This is a genomic window from Brachyspira hampsonii (genome assembly GCF_001746205.1).
In the GTDB taxonomy this organism is placed as follows: domain Bacteria; phylum Spirochaetota; class Brachyspiria; order Brachyspirales; family Brachyspiraceae; genus Brachyspira; species Brachyspira hampsonii_B.
Map to the genome: position 1 here is coordinate 336,056 of NZ_MDCO01000006.1, position 17,167 is coordinate 353,222.

The 17,167-nt window shown below is 29.2% G+C and carries 15 protein-coding genes; 7 read left to right on the forward strand and 8 right to left on the reverse strand.

Going from position 1 to position 17,167, the window contains the following annotated elements:
• Positions 1-121: 121 nt before the first annotated feature.
• Together BFL38_RS04560 and BFL38_RS04565 are read right to left on the reverse strand one after the other, a co-directional pair.
• The gene (locus tag BFL38_RS04560; RefSeq protein ID WP_069725934.1) at positions 122-1,279 is read right to left on the reverse strand and encodes a phosphopentomutase; all 1,158 of its coding nucleotides are present in this window, start codon (positions 1,277-1,279) and stop codon (positions 122-124) included.
• 110 nt (positions 1,280-1,389) lie between these two features.
• Positions 1,390-2,151, reverse strand: coding sequence for a glucosamine-6-phosphate deaminase (locus BFL38_RS04565; RefSeq protein WP_069725935.1), 762 nt, complete (start codon positions 2,149-2,151; stop codon positions 1,390-1,392).
• 161 nt (positions 2,152-2,312) lie between these two features.
• On the opposite strand from BFL38_RS04565, the gene BFL38_RS04570 reads away from it, so the two are divergent.
• Positions 2,313-2,975 (forward strand): HAD family hydrolase, encoded by a 663-nt coding sequence (locus BFL38_RS04570; RefSeq protein WP_069725936.1) that lies wholly within the window; start codon positions 2,313-2,315, stop codon positions 2,973-2,975.
• 88 nt (positions 2,976-3,063) lie between these two features.
• Here the strand turns inward: BFL38_RS04570 and glyA are convergent, their stop codons facing one another.
• Positions 3,064-4,491: a serine hydroxymethyltransferase gene (gene glyA, locus BFL38_RS04575; RefSeq protein WP_069725937.1), complete on the reverse strand. Its 1,428-nt coding sequence runs from the start codon at positions 4,489-4,491 to the stop codon at positions 3,064-3,066.
• A gap of 229 nt (positions 4,492-4,720) precedes the next feature.
• Here glyA and BFL38_RS04580 point away from each other — a divergent pair, with 229 nt between their 5' ends.
• From BFL38_RS04580 to BFL38_RS04600, 5 genes are all read left to right on the forward strand, one after another.
• A complete protein-coding gene (locus BFL38_RS04580; protein WP_069725938.1) occupies positions 4,721-5,389 on the forward strand; it encodes a hypothetical protein in 669 nt (222 codons plus the stop codon).
• Between the two features lie 202 nt (positions 5,390-5,591).
• Complete coding sequence (locus tag BFL38_RS04585; RefSeq protein ID WP_069725939.1) at positions 5,592-6,896, forward strand: cell surface protein; 1,305 nt, start codon at positions 5,592-5,594, stop codon at positions 6,894-6,896.
• Between the two features lie 90 nt (positions 6,897-6,986).
• Positions 6,987-7,418 (forward strand): nitrous oxide-stimulated promoter family protein, encoded by a 432-nt coding sequence (locus BFL38_RS04590; protein ID WP_069725940.1) that lies wholly within the window; start codon positions 6,987-6,989, stop codon positions 7,416-7,418.
• Positions 7,415-7,813, forward strand: a complete 399-nt coding sequence (locus tag BFL38_RS04595) for a YbaN family protein (RefSeq protein WP_069725941.1) — start codon at positions 7,415-7,417, stop codon at positions 7,811-7,813. The genes BFL38_RS04590 and BFL38_RS04595 overlap by 4 nt, the downstream gene beginning before the upstream one ends.
• 54 nt (positions 7,814-7,867) lie before the next feature.
• Positions 7,868-8,494, forward strand: a complete 627-nt coding sequence (locus tag BFL38_RS04600; RefSeq protein WP_069725942.1) for a hypothetical protein — start codon at positions 7,868-7,870, stop codon at positions 8,492-8,494.
• 89 nt (positions 8,495-8,583) lie between these two features.
• Here BFL38_RS04600 and BFL38_RS04605 read toward each other — a convergent pair whose 3' ends face one another.
• Positions 8,584-9,546: a Gfo/Idh/MocA family protein gene (locus BFL38_RS04605; protein WP_069725943.1), complete on the reverse strand. Its 963-nt coding sequence runs from the start codon at positions 9,544-9,546 to the stop codon at positions 8,584-8,586.
• A 181-nt stretch (positions 9,547-9,727) separates the two neighbouring features.
• On the opposite strand from BFL38_RS04605, the gene BFL38_RS04610 reads away from it, so the two are divergent.
• Positions 9,728-11,389 (forward strand): formate--tetrahydrofolate ligase, encoded by a 1,662-nt coding sequence (locus tag BFL38_RS04610; RefSeq protein WP_069725944.1) that lies wholly within the window; start codon positions 9,728-9,730, stop codon positions 11,387-11,389.
• Positions 11,390-11,464: 75 nt separating this feature from the next.
• Here BFL38_RS04610 and BFL38_RS04615 read toward each other — a convergent pair whose 3' ends face one another.
• The 4 genes from BFL38_RS04615 to BFL38_RS04630 all read right to left on the reverse strand — a co-directional run bounded on the left by BFL38_RS04615 (position 11,465) and on the right by BFL38_RS04630 (position 17,149).
• Positions 11,465-14,281 carry a tetratricopeptide repeat protein gene (locus BFL38_RS04615; protein WP_069725945.1) on the reverse strand — a complete coding sequence of 939 codons (2,817 nt, stop codon included), beginning with the start codon at positions 14,279-14,281 and terminating at the stop codon, positions 11,465-11,467.
• A 45-nt stretch (positions 14,282-14,326) separates the two neighbouring features.
• Positions 14,327-14,749: a hypothetical protein gene (locus BFL38_RS04620; RefSeq protein WP_008723919.1), complete on the reverse strand. Its 423-nt coding sequence runs from the start codon at positions 14,747-14,749 to the stop codon at positions 14,327-14,329.
• Between the two features lie 175 nt (positions 14,750-14,924).
• On the reverse strand, positions 14,925-16,592 hold the full coding sequence (locus tag BFL38_RS04625) for a carbon starvation CstA family protein (protein ID WP_069725946.1): 1,668 nt from the start codon (positions 16,590-16,592) through the stop codon (positions 14,925-14,927).
• Positions 16,593-16,624: 32 nt separating this feature from the next.
• Positions 16,625-17,149, reverse strand: coding sequence for a DUF8052 family protein (locus tag BFL38_RS04630; RefSeq protein WP_069725947.1), 525 nt, complete (start codon positions 17,147-17,149; stop codon positions 16,625-16,627).
• Positions 17,150-17,167 lie beyond the last annotated feature (18 nt).

The window sequence follows — 17,167 nt, forward strand, 5'->3', positions numbered from 1 at the left end:
TAAAAATAACTAATTAGAACTATAAGGAAAAAGGGCGGGCATTCTAATAAAATTTAGAATACCAGACCTTTATTTTTATAATATACGATTATTATAATTAATAATCTTAAAATGAATTTTTTTACAAAAAACAGCCTTTAAGTTTAGTATCACCAAGTAAATGCTTTTCTATTGATGCCGCTATAGAGACAAAAGAATCTTTCACTCCTATATCAATGTTTTTTTTCAATTTTTTTCCGTAAGCAAGTATAGGTATATACTCTCTTGTATGATCGCTTCCCTTGTATGTAGGATCGCATCCATGATCTGCTGTTATAATGAATAAATCATCATCATTCAAATTTTCAATCATATCAGGAATATATTTATCAAACTCTTCTAATGCATTTTTGTAACCTTTAGGGTCTCTTCTATGTCCGTAAAGCATATCAAAATCAACCAAATTTGTAAATATTAATCCTTCATCAATTTCCTTAATAGCTTTAATAGTTTTTTCTATACCATCAAGATTGTTTTTATTGGTTTGTCTGTTTTCTGTGATTCCGATACCTGCAAATATATCGCTTGTTTTTCCTATTCCAACAACTGGCAAATTATGATTTTTTAATCTGTCAAGCATAGTTTCCCCGCTTGGAGGCACTGAATAATCATGTCTTCTTTCAGTTCTTTTATAACTGCCTTTAGTTCCTATATAAGGACGAGCTATAACTCTTGCTACAGGAGAATATTCATTACATATTTCAAGAGTTTTTTGGCATATATTATAAAGCTCATCTATAGGTATTATTTCTTCATGAGCTGCAATTTGAAGCACAGAGTCTGCAGAAGTATAAACAATTAAAGAACCATTTTTGAACTGCTCATCTGCATAATCATCTATAACTTCAGTACCTGAATAAGGTTTATTGCATACAACTTTTCTTCCTGAAACCTCTTCTATTTTTTTTATAGTAATTTGAGAAAAACCATTAGGATATGTATTAAAAGGTTTTTCTGAAACAAGCCCTGCTATTTCCCAATGTCCTGTAGTAGTATCCTTAGCTTTAGAAGTTTCCATCGCTTTACCGTAATAGCCTAAAGCATTATTATTTTTAGAAACGCCTTTTATATCTATAATGTTTCCAATACCTATTTTTTCCATATTTGGAAGAGCTATTCCCCCTTCAGCTTCGGCTAAATGAGCAAGAGTATTAGCACCCTCATCGCCAAATACAGCTGCATCTGGTAAAGCACCTACACCGCAGCTATCTACAACTATTAAAACAGCTTTCTTTTTCATATACAAAATCCTATATTTATATCTTTTTTAAATATAACCATTTTCAAAGAATAAAATAAAAAAGGACAGCATCATAAGCGCCCTAAATTGTAAGTATTATTTTTTATTAATTATTTCTTAACAGTTTTTTTCTCTTGAAGTTCTGGTATAGCATCATACAACTCCTGATCTATAACAACTACTACATCATTATGAAGTTTCAAGAATGTAACAGGACATTTAGTAGTAATCTTATCATTAGTTAAAAGCTCTTTCATAGCAGCAGCTTTTCCTTTACCAATAGCAGCTATAACTATTTTTTTAGCTTTTAATATTCCGCCCATACCCATACTGAACGCCTCTCTAGGTACATCTTTTTCTGAAGCAAAAAATCTTGAATTAGCTTTAATAGTTTTTTCATTAAGTTTAACACATAAAGCATTGGCATGTAAAACCTCATCAGGTTCATTAAATGCTATATGCCCATTAGGTCCTACTCCTAATAATTGTATATCTCTAGGAAGTTTATTTATTTTATCATCAAATTCTTTTAATATTTTTTCTTTTTCGCCTATACCTTTAGGAACAAAAGTATTCTTTTTATCAATATTTACATGATCAAATAAATTTTTATTCATAAAATATCTGTAGCTTTGTTCATTTTTAGGATCTAATCCTTTATATTCATCTAAGTTTACGGATTTAACATTTTTAAAATCTATTTCTTTTTTTTCATAAGCTTTTATTAAATGAGGATATACAGCCTCAGCAGTACCTCCTGTGGCAAGTCCCAAAACAGCATCTTTTTTAACTTTTAATAAATTAATAATTTCTGCTGCTGTCTTTTTTCCAACTGCATTAGCATCTTTAGCAATAATTAATTTTAATCCCATAATAATATGCTCCTTTTACTTGGATTGTCATATTTTTCATAAATCATCTTTTCATTGAAATTATAACATATATGTAATTTATTATCAAATTGTATGCTGCTATTGATTTTGATAGAAAAAAATATAAAATATTTGCATCAATATATTAAGGGAAGATTAAAATGTATAAAACTATAAAGATAAAAGCGGCAATATGTGATTTTGACGGAACTTTAGTCGATAGCGAAAGTTTATATACTAAAGCATTGATTCATGTATCTAATGAAATGAATGTACTCAAGGATGTTGATTTCAAATTCTTGGCTGGTTTTCAGACTAAAGATATAGATAATCTTTTAAAAAAAGAAGGGCATTATATACCGGATAATTTTTTTAAGTCGGCAGAAATTTATTTTCATAAAATAATAGAAACAGATTTAGAAACTTTTGATGGTGTTACAGAGACTTTAGAAAGATTAAAAAATATTGATATTGTTATAGCATCAAATAGTAATATTGATTATGTTACGAGAGTTTCTGATAAAAAAGGAATATCAAAATATATAAAAGATTATTCATGTTATAATGGTGAATTAAAAGCTAAACCTGAACCTGATTTATTTTTAAATGCTTTTGAACTATTAAAAAAATTAAATAGAGATATAAGAAAAGAGGATATTATAATATTTGAAGACAGCCTTGCCGGTGTTATAGGAGCAAAAAAAACAGGAATAATTACTGCAGCAATTACTAATAGCTACAGTAAAGAAATATTATTGGAAAATGGTGCTGATATAGTTTTAAATAGAATAGATGAAATATTTGATTATATAGAAATTATTTGATATTTGTATATAAAATTGATAAAAATATTTGTAATAAAAAAAGGGAAACTGAAAATTATCAGCTTCCCTTTTTATGTTATTATATAATTTACATATCAGCTATAAATTTATACATAGGGAATCTTTTACATAAAGCAGCTACTTTTTTAGCAATAGCATTAATCATTTTTTCATCATTACTATTGCTTAAAACTTCATCTATATATTGAGTTAATTCCATAACATCTTTTTCTTTTAATCCTCTTGTAGTTATTGCCGGAGTACCCAATCTTATTCCGCTAGTAACCATTGGAGATTCAGTATCATAAGGTATTCCGTTTTTATTTATAGTTATATGAGCTTTATCTAAAATAGTTTCAGCAAGCTGTCCTGTTATGCCTTTAGATTTTTTCACATCAACCAATATTAAATGTGTATCAGTACCGCCGGAAATTAATTCATATCCTTTAGCAAGGAACATATTAGCCATAGACTCAGCATTTTTTATAACCTGTTCCTGATATTTAACAAATTTAGGATCCAAAGCCTCTTTAAAACATACAGCTTTAGCAGCTATAACATGCATTAAAGGACCGCCTTGTATACCCGGAAATATAGTTTTATCTATTTTTTTAGCTAAATCTTCTTCTGTAGAAATTATATATCCGCCTCTAGGACCTCTTAAAGTTTTATGAGTAGTACCTGTAACAAAATGTGCATGAGGAACAGGGCTAGGGTGAACACCTGCAGCAACAAGTCCAGCAATATGTGCCATATCTACCATTAATAAAGCACCAACTTCATCAGCTATTTCTCTGAATTTTTTGAAATCAATGAATCTAGGATAAGCACTTCCGCCTGCTACAATTAATTTAGGATTAATTTTTTTTGCAGTATCTCTAAGTTCATCATAGTCAATCTGCATAGTATCTTTGCTAACATTATAATGCTGGAAATTATAAATTTTTCCGGAGAAATTGACATTTTTACCATGTGTTAAATGTCCGCCTGAATCAAGAGATAATCCTAAACAAGTATCTCCCGGCTGAAGAACTGCCATATAAACACCCATATTTGCTTGAGAACCGGAATGCGGCTGTACATTTATAAAAGGAGCTTTGAATAGTTTTTTAGCTCTTTCTCTTGCTAAGTCTTCTACAATATCAACCTCACTGCATCCACCGTAATATCTTTTTGACGGATAACCTTCAGCATATTTGTTTGTGAATATAGAGCCTTGTGCTTCCATAACAGCACGTGAAACTATATTTTCACTAGCTATAAGTTCAAAGCCATTAACTTCTCTCTTATACTCATTTTTCATTGCAGCAAATATTTCTTTATCAGCACTTTTTAATGGAGTTTCTGATACATAATATTTAGGGGCAATTACTTTTTTCTCTGCAGTTTTTGAAGCTTTTTTTACACTAGAAACTTTCTTAGATGCAGCTTTTTTGTCAACAACTGTTTTCTTAGCAGATTTAGAAACCTTTTTTGATGAAGATTTAACTGCTGCTTTTTTATTAGATACAGCCATATTTCCTCCAATGAAATTTATTATTTAATCAATTTTTTATTTTAAACAATGATATATCAATATAGTTTTTTTTTCAATTATTAAAATATTATTTGATATGTTTTTTTATTATTTTTAAATTATAAATATTTTTTATTTTATCTATATTTTAGCTATTGATTTTTTTATTTTAAATGTTAGAATATACTAACAAATTGAATATGTATACTAACTTATGTAAGGTGATTATATGAAATACATAATTATTTTATTTATAATAATAACAAATATAATATATTCTTATGAATCCAAAGAAATAAATAATTTTTACAATGAATATTATTCTTCATCATACAGTATAAAATCAATAGAAAATAATACATCAAGAACTTATCAGAATATATATGCACTAATAAAATCAAAAAGTATAACTAATGAAAAAGAAAAATATAATTATTTGAAGGATGCTATAAATGCTAACAAAGATTATATAAAATCAGAAGATATCGATTATTTGATAAGTGTATCTGAATTAATGAGTTATATAGTTTATTACAGCGGACTTTCAGAAAAAATTTCTTTTGGTTCAAAAAGTAAAGAAATATATAAAGATATTTTAGATAGAGATGATTGTAACTTTTTTGCACTTCTTGGTACAGCTGTAGGATATATGCATGCTCCGGCAATAGCTGGAGGAAGCAACAAAAAGGCTTTTGAATATTTTAATAAGGCATTGGATAATGCAAAAGAAAAATATCAAAAATATTTGTCATATATATGGCTTTCTCAATACTACTTCAAAGTAAAAGACGATGAAAATTATAATAAGTATATTGAAATGAGTAAAGCCATATATAAAAATGGAGAATTATTAAAGGAGGCAATAGAAAGAAACAATACCAAAAACAAACCATTATAACAAAAAGACAGATTTAATAGTGATAGGTAGTCTATAATAAACTTGTTTTATCATTTTATCTGGGGATTTGCCATGATAAATATCCTGCCAATTATATAGATGGCAGATCCCTAGTCTTTATATAAGACAGGTATATAAATATTGTATTAATAAAAAATACAGAGTTGTTAAAAATTATAAACAAAATTTTAAGGATAATATTATGAAACGTTTATGTTTAATTTTAACAGCTTTAATAATAAGTGTCTACAGTGTATTTGGTTATACTATTTTAGAAGACTTTAATGATTTTTTAATTGATGAAAATCAGCTTACTATAAGGCTTGACAGATTAGGAGTATTAGCAGGTACAGAGAATTTAAGGTTTATGGTAGGTGTTGAAGGAGAAACAGCAGGAGTTTTAGTTGATAATTTAAATAGTGGAACAAAAGGCGGAATAAGCACTTTCAGACCATCTGCCATAGCCGGATTCGGATACAAAACAGACAGCTTTGCCATAGGAGCCGGATATCAATTTAAATATGTATCAGGATCTTGGCAGGCACATACTCCTATAATAACTGCTTATGCTCTAAATCAAAATTTGAGAATAAATATACCTGTTACAATAGGAGTAGGAAGCGGAAGTGTTAATGAAGGAGATATAGCCGTTTCAACAGATACTAGAATAGAATATTATACAGGAAATAATATATTCAGTAGAATAAGAGTTAATCTTAAATATGGTATGTACAGATTAAAAGCCAATTCAAGCAGAAGCGGGGATTTAGCAGGAGGCGGTAACTTGGTAGGTATGGGAACAGTAGGAGAAAATGGTAAATACGGATTTATAAAAGATACTATAGGACAATCTATAGGTATAGATGCCAGAGGATATTTCATAGCAGCAACTGACCCCATATTGATAGAGCCTCAGGTAAGAGTAGTATATCAAGGATCAATAGCCGACTTTACAGGTACTTCATACAAAGTAACACCTCCTGGAATGGATGCTAAAGAAGGAGGAGCTAAATTTGGACTTTATAATATAGATGCTTCAAATCCTATAGGTGCTTTTGAATTAGGAAGTTCTGGCTCAATACCAGCTGCACCATACTATGATTTTACAGCTCATAATATAATGTTTACAGGAGATGGAGCTTCTATAGAAATAGGGGGAACAGAATATTATCTTACAAAACCTCAGTTTATAGGTGTATCTATGCCTGTAGGATTTACTGCTGAAAGCGAGTTTATAAGTGTTTATTTGGAGCCTGCTATTTCATTTTCTATGATTACAGGAGGAATTAATACCTATGCTAGCAGCTCAAAACCTGTAAGAATACCGCCTTTGTTCTACTCTGTGGGATATTTGGTATACGGTGAATTATATATCACTCCTAAGCCTAATTTGGAATGGTATTTTGAAGCTCAGATTGGAGGGGCTACTACTGTTGATGGTATTGGAAATAGTGCAAACAGTGCTCTTGCCTTCAATGGAAGTACAGGCATTACTTGGAAATTTTAATTTGCTAAATTATTGATATTGGGAAAATAGATTTATTGGGTGTCTTTATAAAAAGATGCCCAATATGCAAAACAAATAAAGGTTATTAAAATGATAAAAGATTATTGCGTTTTTTTATGTTATAGTGCTGAAGAGTACAGAATATATAAAAAAAGAGAGAATGAGAAAAAAACTATTCTTTGTATGATAGAAATTTACTGCAGGAATAATCATAAAAAATATCATAAATTTTATAATAAAACTTTCGGCAGTAAAAATATTTGCAAGGAATGTGAAAACATATATAATTATGCCAGCATAAGAACCGATAAATGCAGATTTATAGAAACGAAAACTTTCTGCAGTGCATGTAAATCTCAATGCTATAAAAAAGATATGAAAGAAAGAATAAAAGATATTATGCATTTTTCTGGTAAGAGAATGCTTTTTTATCATCCTATAATAGCATTGAAACATATTATTGTTATGATAAGACATAATTTTAATAAAAATAAAAAAATTAATTTTAAAGGTATAATATGAGAGTGTTATTTATAGTTTTAGGTTTTATTTTTGTAGGTATAGGTGCTGTGGGAATAGTTGTTCCGATTTTGCCTACTACACCTTTTCTTCTTCTCGCTTCTTTCTTTTTTGCTAAGGGTTCTAAAAGATTTCATGATTGGTTTATGTCTACAAAGCTATATAAAAAACATTTAGAAAGTTTTATTAATTCAAGAGCTATGACTTTGAAATCTAAACTTACAATACTTTTGCCTGTAAGTGCAATGCTTATAATTACATTCATTTTAGTTAATAATTTATATGCTAGAATAGTTCTTGTAATACTTTTTATTTCAAAATATTTATATTTCTTTACACAAATAAGAACTATAAAAGAAGACAATATAAATAAAACAGAATTAGATAACATAGAATAACTTTACAATCTTAAATATAGTAAAAAATAGTTATGTATTATTAAAGGATAATAAATGAAAATATTAAAATATATTTTTTATATTAATATTATTTTTTTATCTTTATTTGATATTATTTATAGTGAGGAAAATAAAGATAATAATAAAAAAGAAGAAGAAAAAAAAGGTTTTCAGTCTGTATTGGATAATAGATTTTTCTCTATAGGATTATTCAGCAGTGCAGATTCTATAAAGACAAGTGTCAATATAGAGTTTGGATTTAAGATAATGAAATATAATAATTTTCAAATTAAAAGCTATACTGCCATAACAGGTTCAAAAATATATGATGATAATCCTCAAATGTATCAGTTAGGGCTTATGCAGAAATTTACTTTTGGTAATAATGATGAATATACAGGTGAAATAAGTATATCAAGATATGGATTTGCTTTTTTTAGTTTTGGATTTTTATCTTTTGATCCTGATAAAAGCGGAAAATTTTTATTTGCTTCTCCGTATTATTGGGAGGTTGGCGGCGGGGCAGGCTTTAATATTAATGTAAGCAAACATGTTGCTATAGTGTTGGAGTTCGGCGGCGGACTTCATCTTGTGCCTGATGGTAAAGAACTTGGATATCCTGAAAAAATTAATAAGGCGGGATTTGGAAGAATGAGTATTGGCGGAAGATATTATTTTTAAATTATTTCTCCTAATTATTATAATTGCTTAGTATAATTAAATTTATACAATTATATTAAGCAATTATTTTTTATTAAGATTAAAATTTATTACCAAGTCTTTTTAATTTCTTTTAGAATATTTTCTGTTAATTTTATAGTATTAACATCATCTTCAATGGATACGAATCTTTTATCTTTTCCTAATATGCAGTTTGCAAAATGTTCATCTTCTAATTTAAGCGGATTATCTCTATGTATAAATACTCTTTCTATTATAGATTCCTGCTTATAATTAATACCAACTGATGTTTTTATATTACTTTGACTTGCTGCCTGTCTATGTATAGTTATATCCTGAGTGGCATAATCCAATAAGAAATATGCTTCTTCTGTACTAATGGCTAAAGTTCTTATTTTTTCCTGAGTTACTCTGCTTGCACTTATAGTTGCTATAGTTGAATCTTCAAATTCTAATAATGCACTTGCAATATCTTCATTTTTTGTTCTGATTCTTTTTCCGCTTGCTGAAAATTTTATTACTGCTTTTTTCACCAAAGAAGTTACTATATCCAAATCATGAATCATTATATCAAATACAACCCCTACATCAGTAATACGAGGAGTAAAAGGTGCTAATCTTCTAGCTTCTATTAAATAAGGTTTTTCTATTATATGATGAAGTTCCTGTACGGCACCATTAAATCTTTCAACATGCCCAACTTGAAATATAACATTTTTTTGTTTTACAATTTCTTCTAATTCTAAAGCCTGAGCATAAGTTTCTGTCATTGGTTTTTCTACTAGTACATGTTTTCCTTTTTCTAAAGCTTTTTTCGCTATTTCAAAATGATATATTGTAGGGCTTGCTATTATAACAGCATCAGCATTATCTATTGCTTCATCTATACTATTAAATTTCCTTATATTAAATTTTGCTGATATTTCGTTTAGATGATTTTCATCAGCGTCATATATACCTGATAAATTTATTTGATTTATTTGGCTTACAACATTTAAATGGAATTGTCCCATTCTTCCTACACCTATAAGGCTTATATTTACTTTATCCATTGGCAATCCTTTTTAAAAAAATTTTATTTCTAGTCAATATTTAAAACTTTTAAAGATTATAATAAGAATTTGACAAAATTCAATAATATTTTTTTATTTTATAAAAATTTATAACTATCAAATATTTTAAAATTATAGTATATTTTGAATGTATATAAAAAATTGTTTAATTGGAGTATATATGAAAACAGACATAGAAATAGCCCAAGAGTGTAAATTAGAAAGGATAGAAAAAATAGCTGAAAAGCTGAAACTCACAGATGATGATTATGAGGTATACGGAAAATATAAGGCAAAGATAGAATTATCATTATTAAATAAATTAAAAGATAAGAATGATGGAAAATTAGTTTTAGTAACGGCAATAACTCCGACACCGGCAGGGGAGGGAAAATCAACAGTTACAATAGGACTTACTCAGGGATTAAATAAAATAGGAGAGAATGCTGTTGCTGCTTTAAGAGAGCCTTCTCTTGGACCTGTATTTGGTATAAAAGGAGGTGCATGCGGAGGAGGATATTCTCAAATTGTTCCTATGGAAGATATTAATTTGCATTTTAATGGAGATTTTCATGCTATAAGCAGTGCCCATAATTTAATATCTGCTTGTATTGATAATCATATCAAACAGGGAAATGAATTAAAAATAGATCTTAATAAGATAGTATTCAAAAGAGTTTTGGATATGAATGACAGAGCATTAAGAGATATAGTGATAGGTCTCGGAGGAAGCGAGAACGGAGTTGTAAGGCAGTCATCATTTCAAATTACTGTATCTTCTGAAGTTATGGCTATACTTTGCTTATCAAATTCATTAATGGATTTAAAAGAGAGAATAGGAAATATTATATTTGCTTATGATATAAATGATAATCCTTTGAGAGTAAAAGATTTAAAAATAGAAGGTGCTGCATGTACATTGCTTAAAGATGCCATAAAACCGAATTTAGTTCAGACACTAGAGAATACTCCTGTTATAGTTCATGGAGGACCTTTTGCTAATATTGCTCATGGATGTAATTCTATACTTGCAACAAAAATGGCTTTAAAATTATCTGATTATACTATCACAGAGGCGGGTTTCGCTGCGGATTTGGGGGCTGAAAAATTTCTTGATATAAAATGCCGTGCTGCTGGTTTAAAGCCTAATTGTATAGTATTAGTTGCCACTATAAGAGCATTAAAACATCATGGCGGAGCTTCTGATATTAATAAAGAAGATTTAGATGCTTTAAATAGGGGTTTTGAAAATTTAGATAAACATATTGAGAATATGAAGAAATATAATATTCCTGTAGTAGTTGCCATTAATAAATTTGTTTCTGATACAGATAAAGAGATAGAATGCATAACAAAACATTGCGAGAGCATAGGAGTTGATATTTCATTATGCGAAGTTTGGGCTAAAGGAGGAGAAGGGGCAATAGATTTATCTCATAAAGTTTTGAAAGCGGCTTCTAAGGAATCAAATTATAAACCTTTATATGAATTGGATAAGAGTATAAAAGAAAAAATAGAAACTATATGTAAAGAAATATATTCAGCAGGTGATGTTAAGTTTTCTAATAAGGCTTTAAAAATGATGAATAGGATAGAAGATATGGGATTTGGAAATCTTCCAATATGTATATCAAAAACTCAAAAATCAATATCTGATAATCCTGCTTTATTGAATGCTCCTAAAGGCTATACATTAAATATTGATGAAATAAAACTTGCATCAGGGGCAGGATTTATCATTGCTATGGCTGGAGGAATTATAGACATGCCGGGGCTTCCTAAGATACCTGTAGCATGCAATATAGATATAGATGAAAATGGTAAGATAAAAGGTTTATTTTAATTAAATAATTATTAGAATATAAAAAAGAGCCATAATTTTATGGCTCTTTTATTTTATATTAATTTTATTTAATTTTTAATTTTGTAATACTGTGTTATCTGTATTTGCAGTGTTATCTGTGCCTGCAGTATCATTAGCTGATGTATTATCAGTATTTGCTGTATCTCCTGCAGCTGTATCATCTTCAACAGTATCACTAGCCGTATTTCCTGTATCATCAGCAGCAGTATCATTTGCTGTGTTTTCTGCAGCTGTGTCATCTGTAACAGTTGTATCTTCTGCAGGTTCCGGTTCAGGCGGCGGCGGAGGCAGTTTAAGGTTATCAATATCTTCTACTCTTATATTTAAATCCATTCTTCTAATTACTGTTTTTGCAATTTCTGCTTCTACAGGCTCTCCTAAATAATCAAGCAAAGTTATTTCAGGATCTTCATTTCTGTACTGTTTCATTTCTAGTACATATCCTTCAGCATCTCTTGCCACAGTAGTTTTATTTCTTCCGTCATTTTCTATATCTATAGTAACACCATCGGCTCTTATATCATTGACTGTTGTTCTGCCGTCTGTATAAATTTTTGTAGTTGAGGTGCTTCCATCTGCTTCTGTTGTTGTTGTTTCCGTATTTCCTAGAGTATCTTTTATTACTACGGTGCTTGATCCATTAGGTCTGACTGTTGTAGTTATACTGCTTGAATCGGCTGCTATAATTTCAGTTACGGTGCTTGAATCACTATTAATAGTAGTAGTTTCTTTTGAGCCGTCTTGTTTAATTATTCTTTTTATAGTAGTACCGTCAGGCATTTTTATTTCGCTTGTAGTATCTTCTGCGACAGTATCAGTTATTACTGTACCGTCAACTTTTTTAGTTACAACAGTAAATGAACCATCATCATTATAAGTTTTTGTTATAATACTTCCGTCATCAGCTTTAACATTGTATGAGAATGTACCTGCTCCTGCTCCTGTAGAGTTTCTTTCTTCAACTCTTCCATCAGGATAAACTATTTTTAAATTGCTTGTTCCGTTAGTATCTACTGTTGTAGTTCCTATGCTTCCGTCTATGTAATTGGCAACTACTACATAACTTCCGTCAGGATTCTCTGTTTTTACTATAACAGCTCCGTCAACCCTTTTAGTTTCAGTTGTAATATTGCCTAGATTATCTTCTGTTCTTTTTACCTCTGTGCCGTCTAAACTTCTTGTATAGAAGAATGCTCCGTTATTATCTTTATAATTTGTTGTTATAGAACCGTCGGATCTTTCCACTACAAATGCTTTGTTGCTGTCCAAAGTTTTTCTATTTATAAATGAACCGTCCGGATATAAAGTATATTCAAAAGTATCTCCGGCAGAAGTTTTTGTATTGACAGATTTTGAATTGTCTGCCATATATGTTTCTAATCTTTTATCTCCATTTTCAAATACTGTTTCTATTTCTCTTTTTCCGTAAGGGTATATTGTATCTGAAATTTCATAATTATTAGAATACATTTTTGTCTTTTCTATTTTTCCATTTTCATAAATTATTCTAACGCCATTAGGGTATATAGTTTCTCTTTCATAATCAAAATTAGGGAATATAGTTTCTGTTGTTATGCTTCCGTCATTATTTGTATTTACCCTATGATTATTAGTAAAAGGAATAAATTTAATTGATGTATCATTGCTTCTTATAAGTGAGATAACTCTTTCTAAAGATTCTTTCTGATAATAATCATTTCCTACATTAGTTAAAAATATTTCATAAGATATAGCCGCATTAGTTATTTCGCCAAGTGCTAAAAAAGTATGTCCCATATTAAGATATGCACTGTAATATAAAGCCCAAGTATTATAAGCGTCTACTGAAGCTATATTCGTTTTTATTTCTACCATATTTCCATTAGTATCCATAACATTAGTCATTATAACTATATTTGTTACTATAAATGGATTTTCTTCTGTTATTACATAAGTAGAACCTGTAACTGTTGAATTGGTAGACATAGCAACAGTGTTTGAATCTCCTGATGCTGCTTCATTAGTAACATTATCAGGAGGGAGTGAAGTTTCTGATACTGAAGGATTTACTACTTCTAAATTAAAATTAGCATTTGCTTCAAATATTACAGTTGTATTTGTAAATTCATAATCATTTGTATATGTATTTGTTATAACTACATTTGTAAATAATGGAAGTTTTGTAAATGTGCTGTCCAATGTATTTTTTATATTTTCATTTGCTGCATTAAGATTATTTATAGCATCAGATATTGCATTGGTATCAGATGATAAATTTGTTGCTGATGTATTTGTAGTTATAGTAGCGGCAGTTATATTAGTTGATATAAATTCATTTGTTAATGATTCATTTGAGGTTATTGATATATTAGCTGCAGATTCATTAGAAACTGTGTTATTAACATCAAATATAAATATTGTGTTTGTTACTACATTTTGTGAAACTGTATAATTAGTTAATACCTCATAATTTAATTTAGTTATATATGGTGAATGAAGTCTTTCTATGGATCTATTGTACCAAAGTAAAGCATCTTCATAATTTTTTAACTGATAGTATGAGTTTGCTATATTATTGCAATATGAATATGAATCATTTATATCAAAAGCCAATTTATAATAATTTATAGCATTTTCATATTGTTTATCTTGGAAATAACATGCCCCTATATAATAATAGAGCATATCATTTGTTGATAATGGTCTTCTTTTCAAATATAAAAGAAATGCCTCTCTTGCAAAATTATATTTTTTTTGGAAGAAAAGTTTTTCTGCATTATAAAATTCTCTGTCAATATTTCTTTCATCGTTTGGAGCGGCGTTCTGTGCCAACAGTATAGATGATAATGATATTAAAATAGATATTATAATTATTGAAAGAATTTTTTTCATAATAATATGATCCTCTTTATTTTCTAAGGATAATATTTAAAACTATCAATTTTTTATATAGTCAAAATAATGATTAAATAGCGAATATAATATATATTCACTGTATCCTCTTACCTTTTTATCTTTATCCAAAACATCATTTAAAAATTCAAAAGTTTGTTCATTGGGATTTTCTATATAGTAAATCCTTTCTTTAGATATAGAATTGCTTTCATTTTTTATCATTTTTATAATAGAAAGTTCTTTTAATCTGTCTTTTTTATCTTCTCTGCTTGCTTGATATGAGAACAGACGCTTTACTAAATTTTCAAATACTATTTTATTGTACATAACAGCTCTTCTCACATCAGTATCTACGCCACCGTCATAATTATTAATTTCACTGTCAAATATTGCTATAGATATTGCAGATCTAATATCAGCAAATACAGCTTTCTCTTCTTTTAGTTTAAATTTCTTATTAGACATAATATTAGAAAATATTCACCTTTGTTTAAAATATGAGTCTTATATTATATCGACAAAGTAAGAAATTTGATTAGATTAAAAAATTTATTTATATTATAGTGTTAAAATATAGTAAATAAAAAAACCCCTTCCATAATTATTTTATGAAAGGGGAAAATTATATAATTAAATAAAATTATTTATTTTTAATAGGATCATTAGGATTAGAAGCTGTTTCTTTAGATAATCCGCGAGCCCATTGACCTGTGATGAATAGTTCTATAACTGCTAATATTATCATAACAGCGGCTATAGCAGCTAATACATAACCGTCGAAAGTAGCTTTCATAACATTAGTATAAACAACTAAGCATAGAGCTGAAAGAGTAACAGCAAACATAAATACTAAAGGAACAATATTTTCCCAAGAATTTCTTTTTTGTCTGTTTTTTATCCAAGCAGCAACAGCAAGCAATGACAAACCAGCTAATAATTGGTTAGCACTTCCGAATATAGGCCAAATTCTAGCATAACCGTAAAGAGTAAATCCTAAAGAAACTAATACTGTAATACAAGTAGCTATATAAGGATTAGTTAAGAAAGTTTTATGTACTCTTCCGTCAGCAGCAGTATATTCGCCTAATTCCTGTATTAAATATCTTCCTATACGAGTAGCACTGTCTAATGAAGTTAAAGCAAAAGAAGCAAATGCTAAAGTAACGAAAGTTTTACCCATACTTAGAGGAACTCCGAAAGAAGTCATGAAAGTAGCAACACCTGTAGCAAATCTAGCAGCAGGAGTACCTTCACCGTTACCGGCAACAGCAGAAACACTCATTAAAGCAACTATAGCAACTATACCTTCTATAAGCATAGCACCATATCCTACTAATTTTGCATCTTTTTCACTGTTAAGCTGTTTAGCACTAGTACCAGAGCTAACAAGAGCATGGAATCCTGATATGGCACCGCATGCAACAGTAATGAAAAGTATAGGGAATAAGTAGTTTCCTTCGCTAGGCATAAAGCTAGTGAAAGCAGGAGTTTGTATAGCAGGTCTCATTATTACCAAACCAACAACACCGCCTACTACCATAGCATATAGTAAGAATGAAGATAAGTAGTCTCTAGGCTGTAATAATATCCATACAGGCATTAAAGAAGCTAATATTATGTAAATAACTAATATTATTTGCCAATGTATTTTTTCTAAAGTTAAGAATGGGAATTTATCAGAGATGAAAATAATAGCAGCTAATAATACAACACCGACTATTGTAGAAACAGCAACGCCGGCACCTCTTCTGTATACTAAGAAACCAAATAATAAAGCCAAGACAATGAAAAGCATACTAGCAGTACCAGCTGCAGCAGATTCTCTAGCATTATCAACATTTACAGCAAAAGTACCTGCAGTAATATCTAAGAAAGCAGCTACTACCAAACAAATAGTAATAAATGCATATAGTGTGAACATTATTTTACCTTTTTGGCTTACATTATGTCTTATAACTTCTCCGATAGATTTACCTTCATGTCTTAAAGAAGCAACTAATGAACCATAATCATGAACTCCGCCAAAGAATACACAGCCGAATATGATCCATAAGTATACAGGAAGCCAGCCGAACATAGTGGCAATAATAGGACCTGTAATAGGACCTGCTCCAGCTATAGATGAGAAATGGTGTCCTAATAATACTTTAGCATCTGTAGGCACATAGTCTTTACCGTCATTAAGAGTATGTGCAGGTGTTTTTTTACCAGGGTCTATTCCCCATTTTTTTGCTAAATATGATCCATAAGTTATGTAGGCTATAAAAAATATGACCATACCTAACAATAGAAGAATGAAAGCATTCATTTTTATCTCCTTTTTATTTGTTTTATAACCTCCTAAAAATCCGAAAGAAGAAGTTTTAACTCTTTCTTACGCATCTTAGGTAAGTATACATTTTTATCAGTCATAGACACTATAGCATACTGTGTCTCTGACCAGCCATGAAATAGAAGTTTGTAATTAACTTTATAAAAGAATTTTTTAGCCATCTTTTCCCATTCTTTTTCTAAAGGACTTTCTGTAACTAATATTCCGGTTATTAAACTTCTTTTATGAAATTTATTAGGGTTTGAAAGTATAGGTGTTAATCTTATAAGCATTTCTTGAAAATTTTCAATATCTTCTTTCTTTAATTCTTTAACAAATCTTAAAAGCATATGTTCAAATACAGAATAACCCTCATAAACTGTAGATTTTGTTATAAATGACTTAAAAAAATCATTTCTATGAAAAGCATAAAGGTCAAAGTATTCATTTTCTTTGGTAATTTCGTATTCTAAATCGAAATGTCTCATCAATTTTTCTGAAATATTGAATATGTATTTTTTTACATCTTCATTATCAATGTGAAGTTTAGCCATCTTGCATCTCCATGGTAT